Genomic DNA, 24,586 nt, shown 5'->3' with positions numbered 1-24,586 from the left:
AGCGGAAGTTCCGCTGCGGCGATTGTTCGCCGTATTATCCAGCTTTCTGAATTTCGACCGAATGCGGATAAGGAATGGAGATGCCACCGGCATCAAACGCTTCCTTGACCGACTTCAGCATGTGGAACTTCAGTTCCCAGTAGTTTCCGGCATCACACCATAGCCTGACGCCAAGATCGACCGAACTGTCTCCCAGATTGGTCAACCGGACCCAGGGCTCCGGATCCTTGTGAACGCGCTCGTCCGCGTTGGCGACATCGAGAATGATCTGCACTGCCTTGTCGATATCGTCATCATAGTCGATGCCGAAGGTCAGATCGAGACGCCGGGTGGAATGCGCCGAGAAATTGGTGATGACCGTGCCCCAGGCCTTGCCGTTCGGCATGATGATCTGAACGTTGTCCGGCGTCACAAGCTCGGTGACGAAGATGTTGAGATCCTTCACCGTTCCGGACGTTCCGCCGATATCAACATATTGGCCCATCTTGTAGGGCCGGAAGATGATCAGCATCACGCCTGCGGCGATGTCGCTCAATGTTCCCTGCAACGCCAGGCCGATGGCCAGTGTACCGGCGCCCAGCACGGCAACGAGACTGGTGGCCTGAATGCCGAAGAGCTGCAGAACCGCGATAACCGTGATGAGCAGGATGAGCCAGCGAACGATGGATGCGGCAAAGCTGCCGATCGTGTCGTCGATGCGCGGGTGAGCCACGATCCTGCTCTTGACGATGCTCGACAGGAAACCGGCCAGAAACCAGCCGATCACCAGAACGATGATGGCTTTCACTGCGTTGATGATCAGTGGCGTATAGACACTCACCTGGTCGATTGCGCTTTCCATGAAGTCCCTCCGTTCCCGTACAATCACTTGAATACGTGGAAGTACTAACAGCAGATTTGGGCACTGGCCAGCAATGCACCCTGAGATTGCTGTAACTTACCGGAATATTGCCGGGGAGCCGGCTTCATCGGCTGAGCCGGCAAGCCAATCCTCGAGAAACTGTGCCATTTCCTCGTTGCCGCATCCGCTGATGTAGCGCGGATCAAGCAAGCTGCCGGCTTCAAGCAGCAGACGTGCACAGGCAATATGATCGGCTTCACGGCGTTTCGGGGCAAATTCCGAACCGTGGACGACAGTGTCGAGTGCGTCGCCGCCAAAGCGGTTCTTGTGGGTAAGATCCGGTCCAAGCGAGAGGAAATAGGCCATTTCATCCGCAAGGCCGTTCCAGCCTGCCACCTGCAATGGTGGCAGCCCCATGTCGTCGGGCTCATTCGGGTCCAGTCCGGCCGCAATCAGCGCCTTCATGTGTTCCAGCTTGCCTGGAATGAAGGCGAGCCGCGTCAGCAGGCTTTTGTCTTCCTTGCTCAGACGCGCAGTATCGAGACTACCCGGATTTGTCTTTCCCTCGGCGCAGGCGGCCAGAACCTGTTCGTTCCGGTCCAGCTTGTGCGCATGACCTTTCTCCACCAGGTATTTGGCGACCGGCAGATTGCCGTAAATCAACGCCATGGCGTATCCGGTATGGCCGTCCCAAACCGTGTCCGGATCAGCGCCATGGGCAAGCAACAGCTCGACAATCTTCACCGAGCAACCGCGCCGGGCTGCCTGATGCAGGGAAGGAATCGTGTTCATGGGCTGGCCGCTCGGATGGTCCGGTACGGTGATGTTCGGATCGGCTCCGGCTTCCAGAAGCAGACGGACCTTGATTTCATCGTCAAAGTCGAGCGCGCGCGGCAAGGCATTGGTCCCATCCGGCTGCGCGCCATGCTTCAGGAGGAGTTCGAGCGCACGCGGATGCTCAAGCTCGGTGGCGTGGTAGAGGCTTTCGTTGTCGTTGGGACTGGCTCCCTGTTCCAGCAACCAACGGCCAAGTCCGAAATTATCCGCGTGACACAACGCGCCGTAGAGTGCGGACAGCATGTGTTTGTCGCCCGGCCTTTCCGGGTAACCGTCATTCACGTCCGCTCCGTTGGCGACCAACAGTTCGGCAATGGCGATCATGTCTGCCGCCCGTTCCGGACGCCGATGTATTTCCTTCGAAAATGCCAGATGCAGGATCGGCGAGCGCACACCGACCAGGCGCGTGGCGGCTGCAGCGTCCGCTGCCACCACCCCGCGAACGGCGTCGAGGTCGCAAAGGGCAACCTGAAGACCGAAATTGTCGTCTTTCAGCGTCGGGTCATCGGCAAGCAGTTTTTCCGTAACCCAATGCTGGCCGAAATAGAGCGCCTGTTTCAAACGCTCTGCCCGCTCTTCCCTGCTCAGGGATGCTGCTTCGAGGGTGAATTTCAGCTTCGGCCAGTTGTCATGACCGGCTTCACGGGCAATCACATGAAGAAAATCCGCGTGGCGAAGGGGCTTTGCCGGGTCTACGTGGGCGGATACACGTTCAGTGGCTCCCGCCTCGCCTTTCAGAAAGGCTTTTCTGAGACGGCGTGCGGATTTCTTGAAGTCGTCGAGGGAAGTTGCAAGTCCTGCGGACATGGCTTTTCTCCTGTGTCGAAAGCCCGGGCGATCCGCTGGTGTCGGGCGCAGGTGAAAAACCGGCATATGCGTCAGAAGTCAGGGTGCTTTCGCTTTCCGCGGATCCGGCAGCCGCCCTCGTCGGCGACGCCAAATTGCATGAGGACACAACGGATTGCAACCCCGGAGGTCAGTCCGGACCGTTCTCCCTCTCGAACCGTTCGCGAGCCGAGGAGACAGCGGCTTCGTTCTCGATCGCCCAGTTGGTGAGCGCTTTCAGCGGTACCAGAAGTGTCCGGCCGAGCGGCGTCAGTGAATAGTCGACACGCGGGGGAATGCTGGGGGTCACGACGCGGTTGACCAGGCCGTCCTTTTCAAGTTCCCGTAAGGTCGCTGTCAGGGATTTCTGGGTCACGCCGCCAATCGACCGCTTGAGATCGGAAAACCGGCGCGGCTCATATTCAAGATGGGCAACCACCAGGCTGCACCATTTGCTGCCGACAGTTTGCAGCAGTCTTCGTACCGGCACGCAGCGCGGATCCTCGTGGTGCGGCAACTGTTCACGCGGCAGCTCTTCGACGGGTTTTACCAGCGGTTTCATCAAGGATACCTCGGTTTCCAAAAAGTGCCGTCTTGCGGCCGGCTCAGTCTTACATCATTTCATACCAGTATCCAACGTATACCAAGGTATCGTCTGGATACTCCTCCCAAGCTTTTGTTTCTCAAGGAATTCATCATGTCGCTGAAACTGAAGATCATCTCCGGGTCGACCCGGCCTGGCCGCGTCGGGCCGACGATCGCGAAATGGGCAGCCAGTGCCGCCGAAGCGCATGGCGGCTTCGAGGTGGAAAGCATCGATCTCGCCGACATCAACCTGCCGCTTCTGGACGAGCCGGCGCATCCGGCTGCCCAGCAATACACCCACGACCACACCAAGCGCTGGAGCAGCATTGTCGCCGACGCAGACGCGTTCCTGTTCCTGACCCCGGAATACGACTATTTCACGCCGGCATCGCTGGTGAATGCCGTTCAGGTGCTTTACCGCGAATGGAACTACAAACCGGCCGGCATCATCAGCTACGGCGGGATTTCCGGTGGCCTGCGCGCGTCGCAGACGCTGCGCGAGCTGCTCGGCAACGTCAACGTGATGGCTCTGCCGCAGGTGGTTCCGGTTCCCTTCTTCCCGGAATTCATCAACGATGAAAGCGTCTTCACGCCGAACGACAAGATGAGCGAAGGCGCCACCCAGCTTCTGGGCGAGCTGACCAAGTGGGCGACCGCCCTGAAAACCATGCGCGGTTAAATGACAAGGCCGCCGGATCGACATCCGGCGGCCCCTAGATCTTCTGAACAGTCTGGAAGACCAGGTTCTACTTCTTGACCGGCCCCAGGTCGCACGGCGCCTTGCTCTCGTCAGGTACGAAGAAATCAGGTGCCAGTGCCAGGCTCGGGTCCACCCGATACTTGTCGAAATCGGTGACACCGCGACTGGCCAGGAACGTATCGTCAATGACGAATTGTCCGGTAAATTCCTTCGACGGTGTGGTGAAGATCTCATAGGCTGCATCGGCCAGAATGTCCGGCGTCCGGCTCTGCTGCATCATCTTGTCACCACCGATGATGTTCTTGATCGCCGCCGTCGCGATGGTCGTGCGTGGCCATAGCGCGTTGACCGCAATCCCCTTGGAGCGCAGCTCGCCTGCCAGCCCCAGCACCACCAGGCTCATTCCGTATTTGGCGATCGAATAGGGCGTGAAGGGCGCGAACCATTTCTCCTGCATGTCCAGCGGCGGCGACAGCATCAGGATATGCGGGTTGTCGGACTGTTTCAGATGTTCGATGGCATGTTTGGAACAGGCAAGCGTTCCACGGGTGTTGATCTGGTGCATCAGATCGAACCGCTTCATGTCGGTCTGCTGCAGCGGGGTCAGTTGAATGGCACTGGCGTTGTTGACCAGAATGTCGAGCCCGCCGAAATGTGCCGCGGTCTTGTCCATTGCTTCCTTGACCGCTTCGTCGTCGCGCACGTCGAGCAGCACCGGCAGTGCCTTGCCACCTGCCGCCTCGATCTCTTCGGCAGCGGAATAGATCGTTCCTTCCAGTTTGGGATGTGGCTCGGCGGTTTTGGCGGCAACGGCAACGTTGGCTCCGTCACGCGCGGCCCGCAGCGCAATAGCCTTGCCGATCCCGCGCGATGCGCCAGTGATGAAAAGTGTCTTGCCCTTCAGGGACATGGTGGTTCCTCCGTAAGCCGCTCTCCGGCGACAACCTTGCGGTCTGAAATTCTCTCATCCGAGCAAACGTGGCTCAGGCCTTCTTTTTCGTCATGAAAGCCTGGAAGGCAGCTATGGTTTCCGGCGCACTCAGCCTGCTGGCGAAGATCCTTATTTCTTCCTCTACGCGCTCGGAAAGCTGAGCTGTGTCGCCGCGCAGAAGCTTTCTGGAAAGCGCCATTGCTTCGGGCGGCTTTGCGGCGATTTCCTTCGCGCAGGCAAGTGCTGCCGCGTCGACGTCACCTTCGACAACCTCGTTTACCAGTCCGGCCTGTGCCGCCTTTTCGGCCGAAAAGGCGTTGCCGAGGCAGAGCAGCTCAAAGGCCCGGGCCGGCCCCATGATCTGTGGTCCGAGAAGGCTGGACCCCGCCTCCGGAACAAGCCCAAGATCGACGAAGGGGGAACGGATGAGGGCGCGCGGGCTGGCAAACACCATGTCGCAATGCATCAACAAGGTCGTGCCGACACCGATGGCGATACCGTCTATCGAGGCAACCAAAGGCTTTTCGTTGCGAACCAGAGCCCTCAGGAACCGGACGACCGGTGTTTCACCAAGTCCGGTCTTGCCGGCGTATTGCAGGAAGTCGCCAATATCGTTGCCGGCGGTAAAAACTTCCGGCAGGCCGCAGATCAGATGACAGCGAATATCCGCGTCCGTGTTGCCTGTTTCCAGAGCTTCGGCGAGATCACTGTACATCTGCCCGGTCAGGGCGTTCTTCTTTTCCGGCCGGTCCAGACGCAGGGTCTGGACACCGTCTTCAAGGGACTTGCGGATCATCATCTACTCCGATCAGGCGGTTCAGGACGCCAGGGCTTCGGCGTCGAACGCCTGAATGGCTTCGGCGGACAGAAGAATATCCGACTTCAAACCGGCGGTTTCCCCCATAGTGGTTTCACAGAAACTGCGGGCAAGCAGAGTACGTTCTGACAGCCGCTGTGCCGGTTCACCTGTCGAGGCAAGCGCACCCTTGGCAAGCAAGGCGCCGCCCAGGGTCAGCCCGGCCAGTCGCAGATAGGGCGTCGCCCCGGCCAGGGCATCGCCGACCCTGCCGTCCGCCTGCGCGCTCAGCATGAAGCTTGTTGCGTCCTCAAGATCCCGGATACTGGCCGAGAGCCGATCCGCGGCGGCACCGAATTCCGGGCGGTTGGAGGCAGCAACCTCGTCGGCCACCGTTTGCAGTTCCGCGATAAAGCCCTTGATGTGCTCACCGCCGGACAGCGGCAACTTGCGCATGACCAGGTCGATGGACTGGATTCCGTTGGTGCCTTCATAAATCGGGGCGATGCGGGCGTCGCGCAGATGTTGTGCGGCGCCGGTTTCCTCGATGAAGCCCATGCCGCCGTGTATCTGAATACCCAGTGAAGCGACCTCGACGCCGAAGTCGGTCGGCAGCGCCTTGGCGATCGGCGTCAGCAGGCTTGCACGCTCGTTCCAGAAGGTCTTGCCAGCTTCGTCTTCGGCAATCTTCGACATGTCGATGGCGTGGGCACAGGCGTAACAGATGGCGCGGGCAACCTGCGTGCGCGCCTTCATGCCCAGCAGCATGCGTTTGATATCCGGATGGCGGGCAATCGGGCTCATGCCTTCGCCGGTCTCGCCGGGAGCCCTGCCCTGCTTGCGCTCCAGCGCGTAGGCAAGCGCATGCTGATAAGCGCGCTCGGCCACACCAAGCCCCTGAATACCGACCGCAAGGCGAGCGTTGTTCATCATCGTGAACATGCAGGCCAGACCGCGATTTTCCTCACCGACCAGCCAGCCGATGGCACCGCCCTCGTCGCCATAGACCATGGTGCAGGTGGGCGAACCGTGAATGCCCATCTTGTGTTCGACACCGGCCACCTTTACGTCGTTGTGCTCGCCCAAGGAACCGTCGTCGTTGACCAGGAACTTCGGCACAAGGAACAGCGAAATGCCCTTGGTGCCTGCTGGCGCATCCGGCAGGCGCGCCAGCACCATGTGGACGATGTTGTCGGTAAGATCGTGGTCGCCGTAGGTAATGAAAATCTTCTGGCCGAAGATGCGGTAAGTGCCGTCGTCCCGACGCTCGGCCTTTGCCTTGAGCGCGTTCAGATCCGAACCTGCCTGCGGTTCGGTCAGGTTCATGGTGCCCATCCACTCGCCGGAAACCAGCTTCTCCAGGTATTTGGCCTTGAGCTCTTCCGAAGCATGTTTTTCCATCGCCTCGATCGCGCCGATGGTCAGGGTCGGTCCGATGGCGAATGCCATTGAGCCGGAGTTCCACATTTCCAGCGCCGCCGCCGACATCATGACCGGCAGGCCCTGGCCGCCGGACTCCGGATCGGCAGTCAGGCTGTTCCATCCGCCCTCGATCCATGCATGATACGCTTCGCGCCACCCCGGAGGAGTAGACACCTTGCCATCGGCAAGCGGTGTGCCGTGCTTGTCGGCAACTGCATTGAGAGGCGCGATTTCCTCGGCGGCGAACCGGCCCGCCTCGGTCAGGATGGCATCGACAAGATCGTCGCCGAGTTCGGCATGACGGGCACTCTTTTGCAGGTCGGACAGACCGCAGACATGTTTCAGAGTGAAGGCAATCTCATCGACGGGTGCGCGATACATTCAGGTCCTCCCAAAACCAATTGGCTTTCGATTCTTGCCGCCGGATGGCGGTTTTCGCTGTTCCGAGCTTGACGGCGGCAAGGCTACTCCGCAAAAGGCGCTATCGACAGCGGTTTGAAAGGACAATAGACCCGTTGACGTTAACGTCAACCCGTATCGCTGCGGCAGGTCATCGTCTTTTTGGTCAATTGCGGAAATGACATGTCCGGTCGGCTCGAGCCCTTCCGGAACTCATTGTACCGTAACAGTCGGAACCGAAATCTTCGCACATCCGGGCAGCTCTCGGCTGCCGGATACGCAAGCGAGTGAGGCACATGCGGACTTGGACGCTCGACATCGCGGCACCTGACTGGAAGGAAGCGCCTGAAGCAGATGCGGTGTGCGCTGCGCTGATGGCGGGTGACCTTGTGGCGGTGCCGACCGAAACCGTTTACGGCCTTGCCGCCGATGCCACCAACGGCACGGCCTGTGCGAAGATTTTTGCCGCCAAGGGCAGGCCCCAGTTCAATCCGCTCATCTCCCACGTCCAGACGCTGGATGCAGCACTGGAACATGGTGTTTTCGACGAACGCGCACTTGCACTGGCTGAAGCCTTCTGGCCCGGCCCCTTGACGCTGGTCGTGCCCAAACGCCCGGCCTCCCCGATTTCCGATCTGGCCACTGCCGGACTTCAGACTGTTGCGCTTCGGGTGCCGGTCGGTCCGGTGATGCGATTTCTGGCAGAAAAGACCGGCAGGCCTCTCGCGGCGCCAAGCGCAAACCGCTCAGGCAAGATCAGTCCGACGCGCGCAGAAGACGTCGTTGCCGATCTCGGCCCTTCGCTCAGCTTCGTCATTGATGCGGGCGCTTGTGCCGTCGGTATAGAATCCACCATTGTCGGCCTGGTTGACGGCACACCGCGCCTGTTGCGGCCAGGCGGCCTTGCCCGCGAGGACATCGAACGCGTACTTGGCCAATCGCTGCAAGGCGCCAGCCCCGACATGCGGCCGGACGCTCCCGCGGCCCCCGGTATGTTGACGTCTCACTATGCCCCCGACGCTGCGATGATACTGAACGCCAGCGAGGTGAACGCCGCAGACGGACTGCTCTCCTTCGGGGCCGATCGTTTGCCAGGAGCTGATCGTGCACAGGCTGAATTCAACCTGAGCCCGGCAGGCGACCTTGCCGAAGCTGCCGCAAATCTGTTTCGCGCCATGCGATTTCTGGACGCCAAGGGTGTCCGCGTCATCAAGGTGCAGTTTATCCCCAGCTTTGGATTGGGCGAAGCGATCAACGATCGGCTGCGCCGTGCGGCAGCACCACGCGACTGACCCCGACCAACGCTAGCGATGGAATGAGCCGGCTAAATTCATCCGGCAATGTTTTGGCGCATTCTTCGGCACCAAAACAAAAGGCCTTAAAAAACAGCAACTCGGAAGCAGGCGCTAAAATTCAAGCTGAATCCGGATCGCCTTAAGTTAACCGAAAAGAGACGTAAGTTTCCGCTTTAACGGACAAGCAACCGTCGCGTTCGCAACTCGATTTTGGTTAAGCAAATCATACAATATCTATCGAGATACGACCCTCTACTGCAAACTTATCAACACCATGCCCCAAATGGATTACGGTAAAAAGCTCGCATTCCCTTACTGGAATCACGTAGTTTAAGAATCAGATTTGAGATGCAGCGGACCTCCCCTCGGGCATTGCGGTGCTCGCACCTCGGTAAGGGCCGGCAAAGAGCCGGCCCCTTTTTTTGACCCTCCTTTTCCATGACCCAAGTCCGATCAGCCGAAGTTGAAGCCGGCACACCGGGACGCGTGCGACACTCGCCCAGTCAGCTGCCTCGTGTACGACACCTGCCTCAAACGCGCTCAACGCGGTGGCGAAAGTTTTCAAGCGAAGTTCAAGAGAATTCCCAGCTCAGACTTAAGCCACCTCTCCCGCGATGCGGGACAAGCCACATGTGGAACCGGTATCGGGGTCCAAGTTCAGCCTGACCTGACTTTCTAAAATGCCCGCCCGAACTCCCGGCTTCCCTTTCCGCGGCTCACCAATTTTGCCGCAGTCGTTATTCCAATGCGGGAATTGACAGCCTGTCCGGCAACCGTTCTGATGCAGAGCCGACAAAAGATAACAATCGACCTTCCGGAAACGCCCCCTTGTCTACCTTGCTTCTGCATCATTCGTCCTATCTCGACCACCTGACACCCGTGGGGCATCCGGAGCGACCGGACCGGATCCGGGCGATCGACAGGATCCTGGAGCACGAAAAATTCCAGTCCGTGGAACGCGACCTTGCCCCCATGGGAACCGTTGAGGACATCGCCCGCGCCCACCCGATGAGCTACGTCGACCAGATCCACCGGCTCGCGCCGGCGGAAGGAACAGCCCGGGTTGATGCGGACACCACCATGTCGCCCGGCACCTGGGAAGCAGCGCTTCGCGGCGTTGGCGGTGCATGCCGTGCCGTCGACGAGGTCTTGACGAAAAAGGTCAACAACGCCTTTTCCGCCTCGCGCCCACCGGGCCACCACGCTGAAAAAGACCGCGCCATGGGCTTCTGCTTCTTCAACAACGCAGCGGTCGCCGCGCGTTATGCGCAGGCAAAGTTCGGACTGGAGCGAGTGGCCATCGTCGATTTCGACGTTCACCACGGCAACGGCACGCAGGACATTTTCTGGGACGATCCCACGGTAATGTATTGCTCCACCCACCAGATGCCGCTCTATCCGGGCTCAGGAGCCGCCTCGGAGACCGGAGAAGCCAACACGATCGTAAATGCACCTCTGGCCCCGGGGGAGGATGGAACCGGCTTCAAGGAAGCGTTCGAAGTCCTGCTGCTGCCTCGCCTCAATCACTTCGCGCCGGAGTTGGTTATCATTTCCGCAGGTTTCGATGCGCACATGCGCGACCCGCTTGGGGGCCTTAATCTTGTCGAAGCCGACTTTGCCTGGGCAACGCGCGCGCTGATGGACGTTGCCGATGCTCATAGTAACGGTCACCTGATCTCCGTCCTTGAAGGCGGATACGATCTCGAGGGCCTGGCGCGATCGGTCGCAGCCCATGTCATGACGTTGATGACGGGCTAAGCGATCCCGCTTCGGCGCGGCAAGATCGAAAAGCACGGGGATGACCGTCTGAAGGCCCAAATGAAACCTTGACCTTCGGCCCTCAGACCGCAAGTTTCCCTCAAGACCAGATGCCATCCAGACAAACGGGATCCGACCGATGACCGATGCTGCCAACGATATTGCCGGCCTTTCCTTTGAAGAAGCGCTGAAGCAGTTGGAAACCATTGTGCGGGAACTCGAGCAAGGGAACGTGCCGCTGGAGCGAAGCATCGACATGTACGAGCGCGGTGACGCGCTGCGCAAACATTGCGACACACTTCTGAAATCGGCGGAAGCCAAGGTCGAGAAGATCCAACTGGGTCAAAATGGCGAAGCCAGCGGTACCGAAGCACTCGACCCGCAGTAATCCGACAAGGTCATTTTCCAGTTCGACCAGACGCAATACCGTCAAATCGCGATCAGAGCAGCCTTGAAACGCGGCCTGTTCAGCCGGCGGACGCTTTTAGCTTACGTCATCCCTCATCGTCTTGACCGGCTAGCGGCTGCTCAATCGCCAACCGGAATATCGCCGGCTTTGCGAGCGCGCCGCCTCGTTGATGTGTCGGCCACCTTTATCGAGAAGACGGCGTCAACTGCGGCCAATCCACCAGCACAAGCCAGCATCCACTGTATTCATTTTGAAGTAAGCCCAAGTTCCACCCATATTCTGACATAATAAATTTCATACTATTCAACGATCATTCGACCACGCGTACCCTAGGTTACTATTGGCAGATTTATTGCAATTTATTCGATAAGTTGATAAAAATATTGTCAAAACAGAGCCTCGACAATGTAATCATTAATAGACACAGCAGAGCATGCCGGCACTCAGCCAACGCGACCACATAGAACTACTTATGCGGATGCTCAAGCGTCCGCTACAACCTGAAGGTTGGCCCCCAGTACTGAACTTCATCGACGGCAAACTGAACTGCAGAACCTTTCTTGCCGAATACGATGGAGACGGGACACCGTTAAGGTCCCTTGGCGGCGAAGACCAGGCCAGAGAGCTCGCGACCCTTTTTAGCCGCATTGAAACGGTGAGCGGCAACTCCGCATTTGAGTTCCTGCTCACCGAAGCCTCCCCGCTCTACCCCTATTCAAAGACATCCCTGGCGAACCATCGACAGACGACATCCGCCCCCGCCACCGGATCGCAGGAAACTTCGCACGGCGATGCGAATATGGCAGACAACTGGCTGAAAAATGCTCCCGGGCTGATTACCCCAGTCAGGCGCACTGCACACTCTTCCGTCCTGTTTGGCTGTCTTTTCAGAGGATACAGCACCGAAAGGATTGACGCGGACCGGGCCAGCGCGACCTTTCACACCCTCGTCAGTGCGCTGCTGCCCGCACTCGATCTGCACTTCCAACTGGAAAAACAACGGCTAGAAAACCAGCTCCAGGAATTGATGCTTTTGGAACAGGAGAGCGCTGCGGTTCTTGTCGACGCTAACCGGGTGATACTTGCCGAAACGTCAGAAGGGTTGGAAAGGTTGAACGAACTGGATATCGCCGTCCGTCGGCAGCGGCACCTGGCGATCAACAGCAGACGCCTTGAGATTGCCCTGCAGGAACAACTGGCGACTTTCGAAGACGGCGGCATCGCAGACCCGACAAGCGTCCTTTTTTGTCCCGCACCGGAGAGCGGTCTTGTCTGCCGGGTGTCGCTGGAGACCATTTCGTGCCCGAGCCTGCCGCCGGACGCCTGCGCACAACCTTTGTTTTTGATCCGCACGACAACATCAAAAGACCCTCCGGAAGAGGTCGAAATTTGCCTTCAGGATCACTACGAACTTTCACATTCCGAAGCACGTCTGGCCTGGCATCTGACCATGACCGGCGCACTGAGCACCACGATCCAGGATCTCGGCATCACGCAGAACACTGCAAAAACACATCTGCGACGGATATACGAAAAGACCGGAGCGCACACACAACTTCAACTCGCACGGCTCGTCCACCGGATCGCCCGCCTGTTTTGAAAGTACTCAGGAACGCAGAATTTTGTGTTGAAGCCAGTTGCTATCACTATTGATTCAGCAACCGGAAAGCGACCAACGCACAAAAAAATGGAGCCGTGGATTACGACTCCCAGTTGATCACTGTGCACGTGGCCCCATCGACCACACCCATTCCCTAGGCCAGTTCCAAATGCTTTGCATCACCCAATGGGGTGATTGCGCGTATTTTCACTAAAAATTGCACGGTTTCTGCCAAACACCGTCTTAAGTCTTTTGAGGCAAAGGCGGGGTAAATTTTCGACCGAAATCATGAGGCCAATTTGGCGCATACCCCCTGCCCGATTTGCGCCCTATATCCGGTTGGTGTATGCCTGCCCGCCATGTTTCAAATCGTGGAGCTACCTCCAGAGTGACTTCCAAGCTCGATACCCCGCTTCTTGACAAGGTCAAGTCCCCGGCCGATCTGCGCCTGCTCGATGAAAGCGAACTCAAGCAGCTCGCCGAAGAGTTGCGTGCGGAAACGATTGACGCCGTGTCGATTACTGGCGGACACCTGGGCGCCGGGCTTGGCGTCGTGGAACTTACTGTCGCACTGCACTACGTGTTCAACACGCCGGAAGACAAGCTCATCTGGGACGTCGGCCACCAGTGCTATCCGCACAAGATCCTGACGGAACGCCGCGACCGCATTCGCACGCTTCGCCAAGGCGATGGCCTGTCCGGCTTCACGAAACGCGCCGAAAGCGACTTTGACCCGTTTGGTGCAGCCCATTCCTCGACGTCGATCTCGGCAGGCCTCGGCATGGCCGCCGGACGGGATCTGAAGGGCGGAAACAATAATGTCATAGCGGTGATCGGTGACGGCGCCATGTCCGCCGGCATGGCCTACGAGGCGATGAACAACGCCGGCCATCTCGGCTCTCGCCTTATCGTCATCCTGAACGACAATGACATGTCCATTGCGCCGCCGGTCGGCGCCATGTCCGCCTATCTGGCCAGGCTCGTTTCAGGCCCGACCTACCAGACCCTGCGCGATGCGGCCAAGAACCTGGTGAAGAACCTGCCCAAACCCATGTTCGAAAAGGCGGCTCGGGCTGAAGAATATGCCCGCGGGTTCTGGACGGGCGGCACGCTGTTCGAGGAACTAGGTTTCTATTATGTCGGTCCGGTGGACGGTCATAACCTGGAACACCTGCTGCCTGTTCTGAAGAATGTCCGCGACACCCACCATGGCCCGATCCTGATCCATGCGGTCACGCAGAAAGGCAAGGGTTATGCTCCTGCCGAAGGGGCGAAGGACAAGTATCACGGCGTCGCCAAGTTTGATGTCGTCACCGGCAAGCAGTCCAAGCCGAAGGCCAATGCGCCCAGCTACACCAACGTCTTTGCGACGTCCTTGATCAAGGAAGCGGAAACGGACGACAAGGTGGTCGCGATTACAGCTGCCATGCCGGACGGCACAGGCCTTGATCTGTTCGGCGAAGCCTATCCGAAACGCACCTTCGACGTTGGTATCGCCGAACAGCACGCGGTCACTTTTGCTGCGGGTCTTGCCACCGAAGGCTTCAAGCCCTTCTGCGCGATTTACTCCACATTCCTGCAGCGCGCCTATGATCAGGTCGTCCACGATGTGGCGATCCAGGGTCTGCCGGTGCGTTTCCCGATTGACCGTGCAGGCCTCGTTGGTGCGGATGGCCCGACCCATGCCGGCGCTTTCGACACCGCTTTCCTGACCTGCCTTCCCGGCTTTGTCGTCATGGCGGCTTCGGACGAAGTGGAGCTGCGCCACATGGTGGCAACTGCCGTTGCCTATGACGAAGGCCCGATCTCCTTCCGCTATCCGCGCGGCGAAGGTGTCGGCCTGGAGATGCCGGAACGCGGCAGCGTGCTTGAAATCGGCAAGGGTGTCATCCGCAGGGAGGGCACCAAGGTTGCCCTTCTCAACTTCGGTGGCCGCATGAGCGAATGCCTCAAGGCTGCGGACGAACTGGATGCGGCCGGTCTTTCGACCACAGTCGCTGATGCCCGCTTCGCAAAGCCGCTCGACATGGACATGATCCGCCGCCTTGCCCGCGAGCATGAAGTTCTCGTGATGATCGAAGAAGGCTCCGCCGGTGGTTTCGGCAGCCATGTGCTGACCCGGCTTGCCGAGGAAGGCTTGCTGGACAACGGACTGAAAGTGCGGGCCCTTGCCTTGCCGGATTCCTATCTCGACCACGACAAGCCGGACCTGATGTATGCCCGGGCAGGCCTCACCTGCGACGGCATCCTGAAGACCGTCTTCACCGCACTCGGAACGGCCTCCGTCAGCGCGCCGCAACGCGCCTGACCGGTCTTCAGGCTACCGGCTCCAGCATGCGACATGCTGCAATGGACAAAGTCGATTGGGGAGCGGGTTTCAAACCTGATTGACACAGGCCGCCATACCTGAAAAGGCTGGTCGAAAGAAACAGACGCGTCGGATCAATCCGGCGCTTTTGTTTTATTTCTGGAGCACGATACCGGCCGCGACGCTTCTGTTGGAGCTGCGGCGATCCATCGTCAGGATGCAGCCATGGCTCAGACCCTTCTTTCCGTGTCCGCTCTCTTGTTGTCCGTTGCCCTGCTCATATTCGGGCACGGTCTGCAGACGACACTGCTGCCGCTGGCCGCCGAACGGTTTTACTTTACCGACTTCGAAATCGGTCTGGTCTCTTCGGCCTATTTCTTCGGCATGGTGCTTGGCTGTCTCGGCGCGCCTCTGGTGATCATGCGGGCCGGGCACATTCGTGCCTTTGCCGCACTTGTCTCGCTGATGTCGGCCGCCGCAATCCTGCATCCCGTGCTCATCGATCCCTACGCCTGGATGATCATCCGCATGATCTCCGGTTTCAGCCTTGCCGGCTTCTACATGATCGTCGAGAGCTGGCTCAACGAAAGCGCATCCAACGAGAACCGCGGCACGGTGATGTCGTTCTACATCGTCATCCTGTTCGGCGCCCTGATGCTGGGCCAGATCTCGATCGCGTCGATGAATATCGCCGATTTCATCCCCTTCGCGATTGCCTCGGTGATGGTGTCCCTTGCGGTGATGCCCGTATCGCTGACCACCTCGACCCAACCTGCGCCGATCACGCTGGTGCGGTTCCAGCCCGTCAAGCTCTACAAGAACTCCCCTGCCGCCTTCATCGGCGTGCTGTTTATCGGCAGTTCGCAAGGAGCCCTGCTGACGCTGTCTTCGCTCTATGGGTCCCAGATCGGCCTCTCGACCAAGGAAGCCGCCTTTTATGCGGCAGCCATCGTCGGTGGCGGGCTTATCGCACAGTGGCCAGTTGGGCGTTTGTCCGACCGCATTGACCGGCGTCTTGTGATCGCAGGGCTGGGGATCGCAACCGCTGCCGTCTCGGCTGCTATCGTGTTCTTCTCGCCGAAGGACTTCACGGTTGCCATACTGAGCGCCGTGGCCATGGGCATGGTCGTCCAACCGCTTTATGCAATCGCGGTTGCACACGCCTTCGACCATGCGGCAGCGGAAGATTTTGTCGCCACGTCGTCCGGCATGCTGCTGTCGTTCGGGATCGGATCGATCATCGGGCCGCTGGCTGCCTCGATGATCATGAGCAACACCGGCCCGTCCGGGCTCTACATCATGATCATCGGTTCGAATATCCTGATGGTGATCTTCATCCTTGCCCGCGTCCTGACCCGTCAGGCACCGACAGCGGAAGAAAAGACCGACTTCGAATACGCCTCCACGGCACAGGTCGGTTCGGTTATCTCGGCTGAACCGCTGGATGCAGCAGCAGAAGAATACGTCATCGCGCCTGAAGATTTCCCCGCCTACGAAGACGACATCTACAATTTCGAATCGTCATCCGATGAAGAGGCAGAAGAAAACAACGCGTCCGCTGAAGGCGCCGCGACGGAAGAAGCGCCGGATGCGACTGCAGACAAGACAACTCCAAAGAGCTGACACAGCCACGCCGCGGGTGACAGGCCTCAGCCCATGCACCTGCGCGGTTTCGCCCCTCGACACGGCATTGCAACCGGCTTATAGCCGCTAGCATGAATGCGCGCGTCACAAAGCTGCAACAGCTAAGGCAGGAGCGCCACCCTCTGGTGGCGCTGGCAACCCTTGCCTTTGCAATGCGGTTTGTTCTGCTGGTTCTCGCCAGCGCGCTGACGCCGGACGCAGCTGTTGCCGCGGGCCTTACCAGTCTCTGCCAACCCTCCGGGCAGGAACAAGGTCTTCCTGGACCACACAACCCGCTGACATGCCAATGCGGCCCGGTCTGTGCTCATGGCTGCGCTATCGCGCCCTGCCTTGCGAGTGCTTTCACCCCTCTGAACCTGTCACCCGAGATTTCCGCCACTGACCGTGTTCCGGCAGGGCAACAGGCTGTTCTGGCCGTTCCTTATAGAGCTACTGCCATCAGGGCTCCCCCTTCCTTGATCTGAAAGAATATCCAACTTCTCAGACCTCAAGGAATAGCATTATGAAACTCTGGAAATCCGTTGCGGCTGCAGCCGCCCTTTCGCTTGTCTCCCTGTCCGCCCTTGCCAGTGACTACAAGGTTGGTGAACTGACGCTGACCCAACCGTGGACCCGCGCGACACCGCCCAAAGCAAAGGCCGGTGGCGGTTTCGTCGAGATCGTCAACAACGGCACCGACACAGACCGCCTTGTCGCGGTCAGTTCAGATGTTGCCGCCAAGGTGGAAATCCACGAGATGGCAGTCACTGACGGCGTGATGAAAATGCGCAAGATGGAAAATGGCATAGACATCCCGGCCGGCGAAACGGTTGCACTTCAACCGGGCGGCTTCCACATCATGTTCATGGGCCTGAACCAATCCTTCGAAGAAGGCACCAGCATTCCGGTTGTCCTGACCTTTGAAAAGGCCGGGGACGTTGCCATTGAACTTCCTGTTGCCAAGATGGGCGCCAAAGCACCTGATGGCGAAGCTGCGCATGGTGCGATGGACCATAGCAAGATGGATCACGGCAAGAACTGAGCCCCGTCAGCGGGCGCTGTCTCGGTGAAGAGGCAACGCCCGGCAATTTCTTTTCCAAGCGTCAGAGCTGCCAGCCCGTCTCGAAGCCGGCACTGAAGGCTCTGGCCAAAGCAGGACGAAACCGATGTCTGGTTTGAAACTCTTCCGGTATGTGGCCTGGGCTGCCGTTGCCGTGCTTGCTGTCGTGTCCGGTGTTCTGGTGTATCAGCAGACTGCCGGCAACAAGGGCACCGGTGCCTTGATCGAGCCGCTTGCGGCCATTGGCGGCCCGTTCGAACTTGTCAGCGGCACCGGCGAAACGGTGACCGACGAGACCTTCTCCACCAAGCCGACAGTGATGTTCTTTGGCTTCACCTTCTGTCCGGACGTCTGCCCGACCACGCTTTCCGAACTTCAGGGCTGGATGGCCGAACTCGGACCGGATGCGGACAAGCTCAACTATGCTTTCGTCACTGTGGATCCGGAACGCGATACGCCCGAAGTCATGCGTGACTATGTCTGGGCATTCGACAAGCGTATCGTTCCGCTGACCGGTTCGCGGGAACAGATCGATGCGATGCTGAAGGCCTATCGGGTCTATTCCAAGAAGGTGCCACTTGACGATGGCGACTATACGATGGACCATTCCGCTGCCGTCTACCTGATGAGCGCCGACAACAAGTTCGTCGGAACCATTGCCTATGGTGAGGCGGAGGAAAATGCCCTGAAGAAGCTGCGCAGGCTGATCGACAACGCGCCTGCCTCTTCCTGAGGCGATAGCTGGAGCAAGCCGGACACGATGCGCATGCCGCTGTTCATGGGACTGACCACCGGCGCGACGGGCCTCGTCGCGCTTTCGGCGTTTCTGTGGCTGTACGCCGGTGAGCGGGTTTATGCCGACCGCCTGATCTCGGCAATCGCCGGCTGCTTCTGAAGGCTGCATGTCCAAACAACGCCTCGACCAGCATCTTGTCGATACGGGTGTCTTTCCGAGCCGCGCACGGGCGCGTGACGCAATCCTGCGCGGAACGGTGAGCGTCGATGGTCATCTATGCACCAAACCGGCGCAGAAGACTTCGGCGGACGCCAGCATCACGGTTGAAGATCCCGCTTCCGGTTATGTCAGTCGGGCCGCGCTGAAGCTGATCGAAGGCCTCGACCGGTTCACGGTCGACCCCGCAGGCCGGATCTGCCTCGATATCGGCGCGTCCACAGGCGGATTTACCCAGGTTCTGCTGGAACGTGGGGCCAACAAGGTCCACGCCATCGATGTCGGGCATGGTCAGTTGCACGACAGTCTGAAGTCAGACCCGAAGGTGGCCGCACGCGACGGCCTCAACGCCCGGGACCTGACCTCACAGGACCTTGGAGGAGACACCCCGGCTCTGCTTGTCTCGGATGTCAGCTTCATCTCGCTAAAGCTTGCCCTTCCTCCCGCTCTTGCGCTGGCTGCACCGGGTGCTGAAGGCGTCTTTCTGGTGAAGCCGCAATTCGAGGCGGGCAAGGACAATATCGGCAAAGGCGGTCTGGTCGATCCGGCAATTGCCGAAGAGACCGCAAAATCCCTGCAAGCTTGGCTGGGCACCGTTCCCGACTGGCAGGCAGGCGACCTCGTCCCCTCGCCGGTCAAGGGTGGTGACGGCAATGCGGAATGGCTGCTCTACGGAAAGAAAGCCGACTGAGGGCTGTCGCCTTTCATCTCCTTCGACGTCTGGTGAAAGCGCAAAAGCCTGTTTCCATCAAGGGAGCGGAAAGCACGTCCCATGATCAAGACTTGCCCAAACCCCTACTTGGCGTTATCGCTCGCCCATGAGCGAGAGAGAGATTGAAATCACCACGCTCGGTCACCGCGGCGACGGCGTTGCCGAGACGGAGACCGGGCCGATCTACGTGGCCGGGGCCCTGCCCGGGGAAATCGTCCGGGCGAAAGTCGTGGACGGGCGCGCCCAAAAGCCTGTGATCGAAAAGCCGTCACCGGACCGGGTCGAACCCGTGTGCCGTCATTACTCCGCCTGCGGTGGCTGTTCCGTACAGCACCTTGCGGAAGAGCCATACCTTGTCTGGAAAAGCGGGCTGGTCGAAAAGGCCTTGCGCGACCGTGGCATCGAGACCGAAGTTTCCGGGACGATAGCTGCGACCATGGGAGGGCGGCGCCGGGCTGTATTGACGGCTACCCGCGCCGGACGCCACACCTTGCTCGGTTACCATGAAAAGGCCAGCCACAGGCTGGTCGATATCGCCGAATGCCCGGTTCTGGACCCGGTCATCGTTGAAGCGCTGCCTGGTCTCAAGTCCCTTGCCTCGGAAGTGCTTCCGAAAAAGGGTGAACTGCGGATGACCGTCCTAGTAACGACCACCGGTCTAGATGTGGCTCTCGACAAGGCCGACAAGGGATACGAGCGCAAGATCCCGGCCCTGTCGCAAAAGGTCGTCGATCAGAACCTTGCCCGGCTTTCGGTCAATGGCGAAGTCATTCTTGAGTTGCGCCCGCCGCTGCTCGACATGGGCGGCATCGGCATTGTTGCCGCGCCCGGCGGGTTTGCCCAGGCGACACTGGTGGCGGAACATGCGCTTTCCAAGCTGGTAATTGACGGTGTCGGCAAGGCCAAGACAATTGCAGATCTCTTTTCCGGTGTCGGCACATTCGCGCTCAGGCTCGGCCGACAGGCAAATGTGCATGCGGTCGAAGGCGATGCTGCGGCACTGGCCGCCTTTGACAAGGCCCTGCGCAAACCCCAAGGCCTGAAGAAGGTGACGTTTGAACGGCGAGACCTGTCACGCAGGCCGCTGGTGAAGGAAGAGCTGGAGCCTTACGACGCCGTGGTTTTCGACCCGCCGCGCGCAGGCGCTCAAGCCCAGGCAGAGCAACTGGCGCTTTCCAGGGTCAAGACGATTGTTGCCGTCTCCTGCAATCCGGCGACGCTTGCCCGGGATCTGCGGATCCTGCTCGACGGCGGTTATGTGCTGCAAAGCGTCACACCGGTGGACCAGTTCCACTATTCGCCCCATATTGAAGCAGTGGCGGTGTTGACCAGACCTTGATCAGGGAGTGAGCCATGAGCGCGGCGGATGAGGAATTCGGACCTGTCAAAGGAACCCGCAGCCTGCCGCCGCTCCTGAGCCTTGCCCGGCGAACGCGCTATGCGCTTTACCAGGGCAGCCGGGTCGCGCTCTACACCCTTCATTCCGAAGCCATGCGGCGGATGAACCGGGATCTCCAGAAACAGCTTCCGGAAACGCCGAAGGTGGTGCCGACCGGCCCGGTGCCGAGCCAAAGGCGCATGCTGTCGGACATCGTCAAGCTTTTTGCGGATGATCTGAAGTCCGTCGAGGACGGGATTTATCCGCTGCCTTCCGATGGCACCATGACGCCGGGCGAGCTGATCGCGACCAGCCGTGCCTTCTTCAAGGACGTGCCGGAGGTGGCACGCCGTCGCGCAAGCGGTGCACATCAGGAGGTCAATTCCACCGAAGGATTTGCCGCTGCACTGCCGCGCTATTACCGGCAGAATTTTCACTTTCAGACCGATGGCTGGCTGTCGGAGGAAAGTGCCAGGCTCTATGACTTCCAGGTGGATGTGCTTTTTTCAGGTGCCACTGCCGCCATGCGTCGACGGGCCCTGGTACCATTCGCCAGGATCTTGCGCCGCAAGGACCAACGCCACGTTTCGTATCTTGATATCGCCTGCGGCACCGGCGGTCTCCTGCGGCCCGCCCTGGCCGCATTTCCGCGCCTCAAGGGCACGGGGCTCGATCTGTCGGAACCCTATCTGAACGTTGCCCGTGAGCGCCTGCCGACGCGCCGTGCCGGCTATATCTGCGGCCTGGCCGAAACCCTGCCGTTTGCGGACAATTCTCTCGACGTCGTATCCTGCGTCTTCCTGTTCCATGAACTGCCGCCGAAAATCCGGCGTCAGGTCATCTCGGAGGTCGCACGCGTTCTGAAACCCGGTGGTTCCTTTCTTTTCGTCGACAGCCTGCAAACCGGAGACGTGCCGGAATATGACGGCCTTCTGTCGGTCTTTCCGCAGCTTTTCCACGAGCCCTATTTTACCTCTTATCTCAGCGAAGACCTGACGGGTATCGCCAAGGCCGCAGGGCTCGAAGAGAGCTGGATGGTGCCTGCCTTTGTCTCCCGCGTCGCAGAGTTTATCAAAAGCGACTGATCTTTCAGTATTACTGAAAAATCTCATTCCTTCTCTTGAGACTGAAAACAATCAGGCGTATATCGAACGCCATGAGATTGGATCTATGGCTCTTGCAGACAGGGGAAAGCCGCAGCGCCTTTGCGCGCCGCGCCAACCTGTCGCCTGCCTCCGTAACCGCCCTATGCAACGACCCCAATGTCTGGGTCTCGCGGGATATGGCCCGCAAGATCGCCATTGCCACCAATGGCGCCGTAACCCCCAACGACTTTCTCGGACTGTCTACAACCAAGGAGCATCCCGTGTCCCAGGCCCGTGTCGCAGAAGCAATCCGCGCATTCGAACGTGGAGAAATGGTGGTCGTGACTGACGATGACGACCGCGAGAACGAAGGCGATCTGATTGTTGCCGCCGCCAAGGTCACGCCTGAACAGATGGCCTTCATGGTGCGTCACACCTCAGGCATCATCTGTGCGCCGATGACGGTTGCCCATGCACGGCGCTTGCGTCTTGATCCTATGGTTGCCGAAAATGATGCTCCGCTTGCGACCGCCTTCACCATTTCCGTGGACTACCGCCAGGGTCTGACCACCGGCATTTCGGCCGAAGAGCGCTGCTCTACCGTACGCGCACTTGCAAACCCCAATGTCGGCGCTGACGACTTCGTCCGCCCCGGGCACATCTTCCCGCTGGTGGCCAAGGAAGGCGGTGTCATGATCCGCTCCGGCCATACGGAAGCTGCCGTCGACCTGTGCCGTCTCGCCGGACTGGAGCAGGTTGGCGTCATCAGTGAGCTGGTCAACGACGATGGCACCGTGAAACGCGGCCAGCAGGTTGCCGAGTTTGCTGCCGAGCACGACCTGAAGATGGTTTCCGTTTCCGACCTGATCGCCTGGCGCCAGCGTACCGAGAAACTGGTGGAACGGGTCAACGAACAGCCCGTCGACACGGTTTTCGGCCCGGCCTATGCCACCACCTATTCCACCCCGTATGACCCGATGCACCATCTGGCGATCGTCTACGGCGACATTCTGGACGGCCGCAGCGTGCCGGTGCGCCTGCAACTGGAATCCGTGCTCGATGATGTCTTCGGAGACGTCCAGCCACTCGACCAGATCATGAAACACTTTGCGGATCGCGGTCGGGGTGTCATCGTCTATCTCCGCGAAGGGTCGGTGGGCGTTGCCCGTCAGTCCAAGCGGCCGAGATCCGACTTTGAAGCCGCTGATTCCGAGGAACACAGCTCCGCACAAGCTAGACAGGAACAATGGCGTGAGGTCGGGCTTGGTGCACAGATCCTGAAGGACCTGGGCGTCAGTTCAATTCGCCTGCTGGCCTCCCGTGAGCGTCATTACGTTGGGCTGGAAGGCTTCGACATCAAGATTGACGAAACAGAGATCCTCGACACCTGAGGATCCTTCGGAAGGGGCCATTCATGGCGGCGAAGAAAGAGGCAGTCAAACAAGAGGAAAACGTGAAGCCGACACCGGTGCCCTTCACCGTCGGCTTTAACCGCAGTCAGAGCGAAAGCATTGTCTACGGCAGCCTCATCCTCGGCATTCTGTTCGCCGTGATCGGGATTGTCGGCAATCTTCCCTTGCTGGCCCTCGCCGCCCTCGCCCCGCTCGCAATTGCCTTCTGGCACTATCCGATGATCGAAAAAGGCAAGCCACAGCTCGGCGCCAACGAAGACGGGCTTTATGTGGAACGCATCGGTTTCATCGACTGGGCCGCAATCCGGATGACGGACGTCAAACGGACGTCCGTCCGCAACATCGAGCTGGTCCGGCTGGACGTCCTCCTGACCCGTTCACTGGATGACGCCGTCACCAAGGCACAGACCTTTCCGGTCTGGAAAAAGTTCATGATGCGCAACTGGAAGCGCACGCCGCGCGAGCATGGCCGGGAGCTGATTGCGATCAACCTGCACACGCTTGCAGCCGACCCGGAAGAAATCCTGAGCCGCATCCGCGCCTTCAAGTTTGTCTGAGATATCGCGGCCCCGGCACCAAGTCGGGCCGGAATTTGTTGGAAGACGACCAAACCAAGCCTGCTCATCGTGATCATCCCGGCCGGGCAAAGCCGGAACCGGGATGAGGTGAGACGAGCAGACCCAGGCAACCCTACATCAGGTTTTCCTTGAAGAAGTCGACGGTTCTCTGCTCTGCGAGCTTTGCAGCCTCTTCGTCGTAGCGCGGTGTCGTGTCGTTATGGAAGCCGTGGTTCACGCCCGGATACATATGCGCCACGTAGGTCTTGCCGTTGGCCTTCAGAGCTTCCTCATACGCCGGCCAGCCCGCATTGATGCGCTCGTCCAGCTCGGCATATTGCAGCATCAGGGGCGCTTCGATCTTGGAGACATCCGCAGGATCCGGCTGACGTCCATAGAAAGGAACGCCCGCGGCAAGCTCCGGATAGGCGACCGCAATTGCATTGACCACACCGCCGCCGTAGCAGAAACCAACCGCCCCAACCTTGCCGGTGCTGTCGTCACTGTTGAGGAGATACTCGAAGCCGGCGAAGAAATCATTCATCAGCTTGGTGCCATCGACCGTACGCTGCAATTCGCGACCCTGATCGTCACTGCCCGGATAACCGCCGACCGAGGTCAGTCCGTCCGGCGCCAGCGCCATGAACCCGGCCTTGCCGAGGCGGCGCGCGACATCCTCGATATATGGATTGAGACCGCGGTTCTCATGCACGACCAGCACCGCCGGCAGCTTGCCGGTCGCACCTGCGGGCTTCACCAGATAACCGTTGACCTCGCCATGGCCGTTTGGTGACGGGTAAGTGATGCGTTCGGTGACGATCCCCGCATCATCGGGAGCAACCTGTTGTGCCAACGCATAATTGGGAGAAAGCTGATCCAGCAGCATGGCCGCCGTCAGTCCACCAACCGCGAATTTTGCTGCCCCGTTCATGAACTCGCGCTTGGTAATCTTTCCATGCGCGTAGAAATCATAAAGATCCAGAAGCTCCTGAGGAAAATCCTTTGCCGTCATACGGCGCACAGGCGTCATTTCATTCATGTCATTACTCCCTGAAATGCATGAGACGTCATGCTGGAGATAAAACTAGAGAGATGACGGGC

Annotated in this window: 22 protein-coding genes; 15 read left to right on the top strand and 7 right to left on the bottom strand. The window is 59.4% G+C overall.

Annotation, left to right across the window (positions count from 1 at the left end):
• Positions 1-34: 34 nt before the first annotated feature.
• From ACVDG9_RS05180 to ACVDG9_RS05170, 3 genes are all read right to left on the bottom strand, one after another.
• Positions 35-841 carry a mechanosensitive ion channel family protein gene (locus tag ACVDG9_RS05180; protein ID WP_228869550.1) on the bottom strand — a complete coding sequence of 269 codons (807 nt, stop codon included), beginning with the start codon at positions 839-841 and terminating at the stop codon, positions 35-37.
• A 96-nt stretch (positions 842-937) separates the two neighbouring features.
• A complete protein-coding gene (locus ACVDG9_RS05175; RefSeq protein WP_447237418.1) occupies positions 938-2,485 on the bottom strand; it encodes an ankyrin repeat domain-containing protein in 1,548 nt (515 codons plus the stop codon).
• A gap of 169 nt (positions 2,486-2,654) precedes the next feature.
• Positions 2,655-3,065 (bottom strand): winged helix-turn-helix transcriptional regulator, encoded by a 411-nt coding sequence (locus ACVDG9_RS05170; protein ID WP_296599430.1) that lies wholly within the window; start codon positions 3,063-3,065, stop codon positions 2,655-2,657.
• A 135-nt stretch (positions 3,066-3,200) separates the two neighbouring features.
• On the opposite strand from ACVDG9_RS05170, the gene ACVDG9_RS05165 reads away from it, so the two are divergent.
• Entirely contained in the window at positions 3,201-3,767 is a 567-nt protein-coding gene (locus tag ACVDG9_RS05165) for an NADPH-dependent FMN reductase (protein ID WP_023001853.1), read from the top strand.
• A 67-nt stretch (positions 3,768-3,834) separates the two neighbouring features.
• On the opposite strand, the gene ACVDG9_RS05160 is transcribed toward ACVDG9_RS05165, so the two are convergent.
• From ACVDG9_RS05160 to ACVDG9_RS05150, 3 genes are all read right to left on the bottom strand, one after another.
• Positions 3,835-4,698 carry an SDR family oxidoreductase gene (locus tag ACVDG9_RS05160; protein ID WP_062490086.1) on the bottom strand — a complete coding sequence of 288 codons (864 nt, stop codon included), beginning with the start codon at positions 4,696-4,698 and terminating at the stop codon, positions 3,835-3,837.
• A gap of 73 nt (positions 4,699-4,771) precedes the next feature.
• On the bottom strand, positions 4,772-5,515 hold the full coding sequence (locus tag ACVDG9_RS05155; protein WP_206904754.1) for a crotonase/enoyl-CoA hydratase family protein: 744 nt from the start codon (positions 5,513-5,515) through the stop codon (positions 4,772-4,774).
• Positions 5,516-5,536: 21 nt separating this feature from the next.
• On the bottom strand, positions 5,537-7,318 hold the full coding sequence (locus ACVDG9_RS05150) for an acyl-CoA dehydrogenase (protein WP_447237417.1): 1,782 nt from the start codon (positions 7,316-7,318) through the stop codon (positions 5,537-5,539).
• Positions 7,319-7,632: 314 nt separating this feature from the next.
• Between ACVDG9_RS05150 and ACVDG9_RS05145 the strand changes: the two genes are divergently transcribed.
• The 14 genes from ACVDG9_RS05145 to ACVDG9_RS05080 all read left to right on the top strand — a co-directional run bounded on the left by ACVDG9_RS05145 (position 7,633) and on the right by ACVDG9_RS05080 (position 23,485).
• Positions 7,633-8,628: an L-threonylcarbamoyladenylate synthase gene (locus ACVDG9_RS05145; protein ID WP_168691241.1), complete on the top strand. Its 996-nt coding sequence runs from the start codon at positions 7,633-7,635 to the stop codon at positions 8,626-8,628.
• Between the two features lie 831 nt (positions 8,629-9,459).
• Positions 9,460-10,389, top strand: coding sequence for a histone deacetylase family protein (locus tag ACVDG9_RS05140; protein ID WP_031269678.1), 930 nt, complete (start codon positions 9,460-9,462; stop codon positions 10,387-10,389).
• A gap of 139 nt (positions 10,390-10,528) precedes the next feature.
• Positions 10,529-10,777, top strand: coding sequence for an exodeoxyribonuclease VII small subunit (locus tag ACVDG9_RS05135; protein WP_006933521.1), 249 nt, complete (start codon positions 10,529-10,531; stop codon positions 10,775-10,777).
• A gap of 454 nt (positions 10,778-11,231) precedes the next feature.
• Positions 11,232-12,398 carry a helix-turn-helix transcriptional regulator gene (locus tag ACVDG9_RS05130; RefSeq protein ID WP_367020362.1) on the top strand — a complete coding sequence of 389 codons (1,167 nt, stop codon included), beginning with the start codon at positions 11,232-11,234 and terminating at the stop codon, positions 12,396-12,398.
• A gap of 388 nt (positions 12,399-12,786) precedes the next feature.
• On the top strand, positions 12,787-14,706 hold the full coding sequence (dxs, locus tag ACVDG9_RS05125) for a 1-deoxy-D-xylulose-5-phosphate synthase (protein WP_447237416.1): 1,920 nt from the start codon (positions 12,787-12,789) through the stop codon (positions 14,704-14,706).
• Positions 14,707-14,931: 225 nt separating this feature from the next.
• Complete coding sequence (locus ACVDG9_RS05120; RefSeq protein WP_447237415.1) at positions 14,932-16,329, top strand: MFS transporter; 1,398 nt, start codon at positions 14,932-14,934, stop codon at positions 16,327-16,329.
• A 523-nt stretch (positions 16,330-16,852) separates the two neighbouring features.
• Positions 16,853-17,371 (top strand): copper chaperone PCu(A)C, encoded by a 519-nt coding sequence (locus tag ACVDG9_RS05115; RefSeq protein ID WP_023001863.1) that lies wholly within the window; start codon positions 16,853-16,855, stop codon positions 17,369-17,371.
• Between the two features lie 124 nt (positions 17,372-17,495).
• Positions 17,496-18,122 (top strand): SCO family protein, encoded by a 627-nt coding sequence (locus ACVDG9_RS05110; protein ID WP_075283310.1) that lies wholly within the window; start codon positions 17,496-17,498, stop codon positions 18,120-18,122.
• Positions 18,123-18,155: 33 nt separating this feature from the next.
• Entirely contained in the window at positions 18,156-18,284 is a 129-nt protein-coding gene (locus ACVDG9_RS05105) for a hypothetical protein (RefSeq protein ID WP_447237414.1), read from the top strand.
• Positions 18,285-18,291: 7 nt separating this feature from the next.
• The gene (locus ACVDG9_RS05100) at positions 18,292-19,032 is read left to right on the top strand and encodes a TlyA family RNA methyltransferase (RefSeq protein WP_447237413.1); all 741 of its coding nucleotides are present in this window, start codon (positions 18,292-18,294) and stop codon (positions 19,030-19,032) included.
• Positions 19,033-19,159: 127 nt separating this feature from the next.
• Positions 19,160-20,392 carry a class I SAM-dependent RNA methyltransferase gene (locus ACVDG9_RS05095; protein WP_447237412.1) on the top strand — a complete coding sequence of 411 codons (1,233 nt, stop codon included), beginning with the start codon at positions 19,160-19,162 and terminating at the stop codon, positions 20,390-20,392.
• Positions 20,393-20,406: 14 nt separating this feature from the next.
• Positions 20,407-21,516 (top strand): class I SAM-dependent methyltransferase, encoded by a 1,110-nt coding sequence (locus ACVDG9_RS05090; RefSeq protein WP_083660715.1) that lies wholly within the window; start codon positions 20,407-20,409, stop codon positions 21,514-21,516.
• Between the two features lie 71 nt (positions 21,517-21,587).
• Entirely contained in the window at positions 21,588-22,907 is a 1,320-nt protein-coding gene (gene ribB / locus ACVDG9_RS05085; RefSeq protein WP_031269683.1) for a 3,4-dihydroxy-2-butanone-4-phosphate synthase, read from the top strand.
• A 23-nt stretch (positions 22,908-22,930) separates the two neighbouring features.
• Entirely contained in the window at positions 22,931-23,485 is a 555-nt protein-coding gene (locus ACVDG9_RS05080; RefSeq protein ID WP_023001869.1) for a hypothetical protein, read from the top strand.
• 133 nt (positions 23,486-23,618) lie between these two features.
• Here the strand turns inward: ACVDG9_RS05080 and yghX are convergent, their stop codons facing one another.
• Complete coding sequence (gene yghX, locus ACVDG9_RS05075) at positions 23,619-24,506, bottom strand: YghX family hydrolase (protein WP_031269684.1); 888 nt, start codon at positions 24,504-24,506, stop codon at positions 23,619-23,621.
• Positions 24,507-24,586: the final 80 nt, after the last annotated feature.

Source organism: Roseibium sp. RP-7, assembly GCF_053005225.1.
The sequence above is the reverse complement of the archived record's forward strand: the minus strand, read 5'-3'. Positions and strand labels throughout refer to the sequence as shown.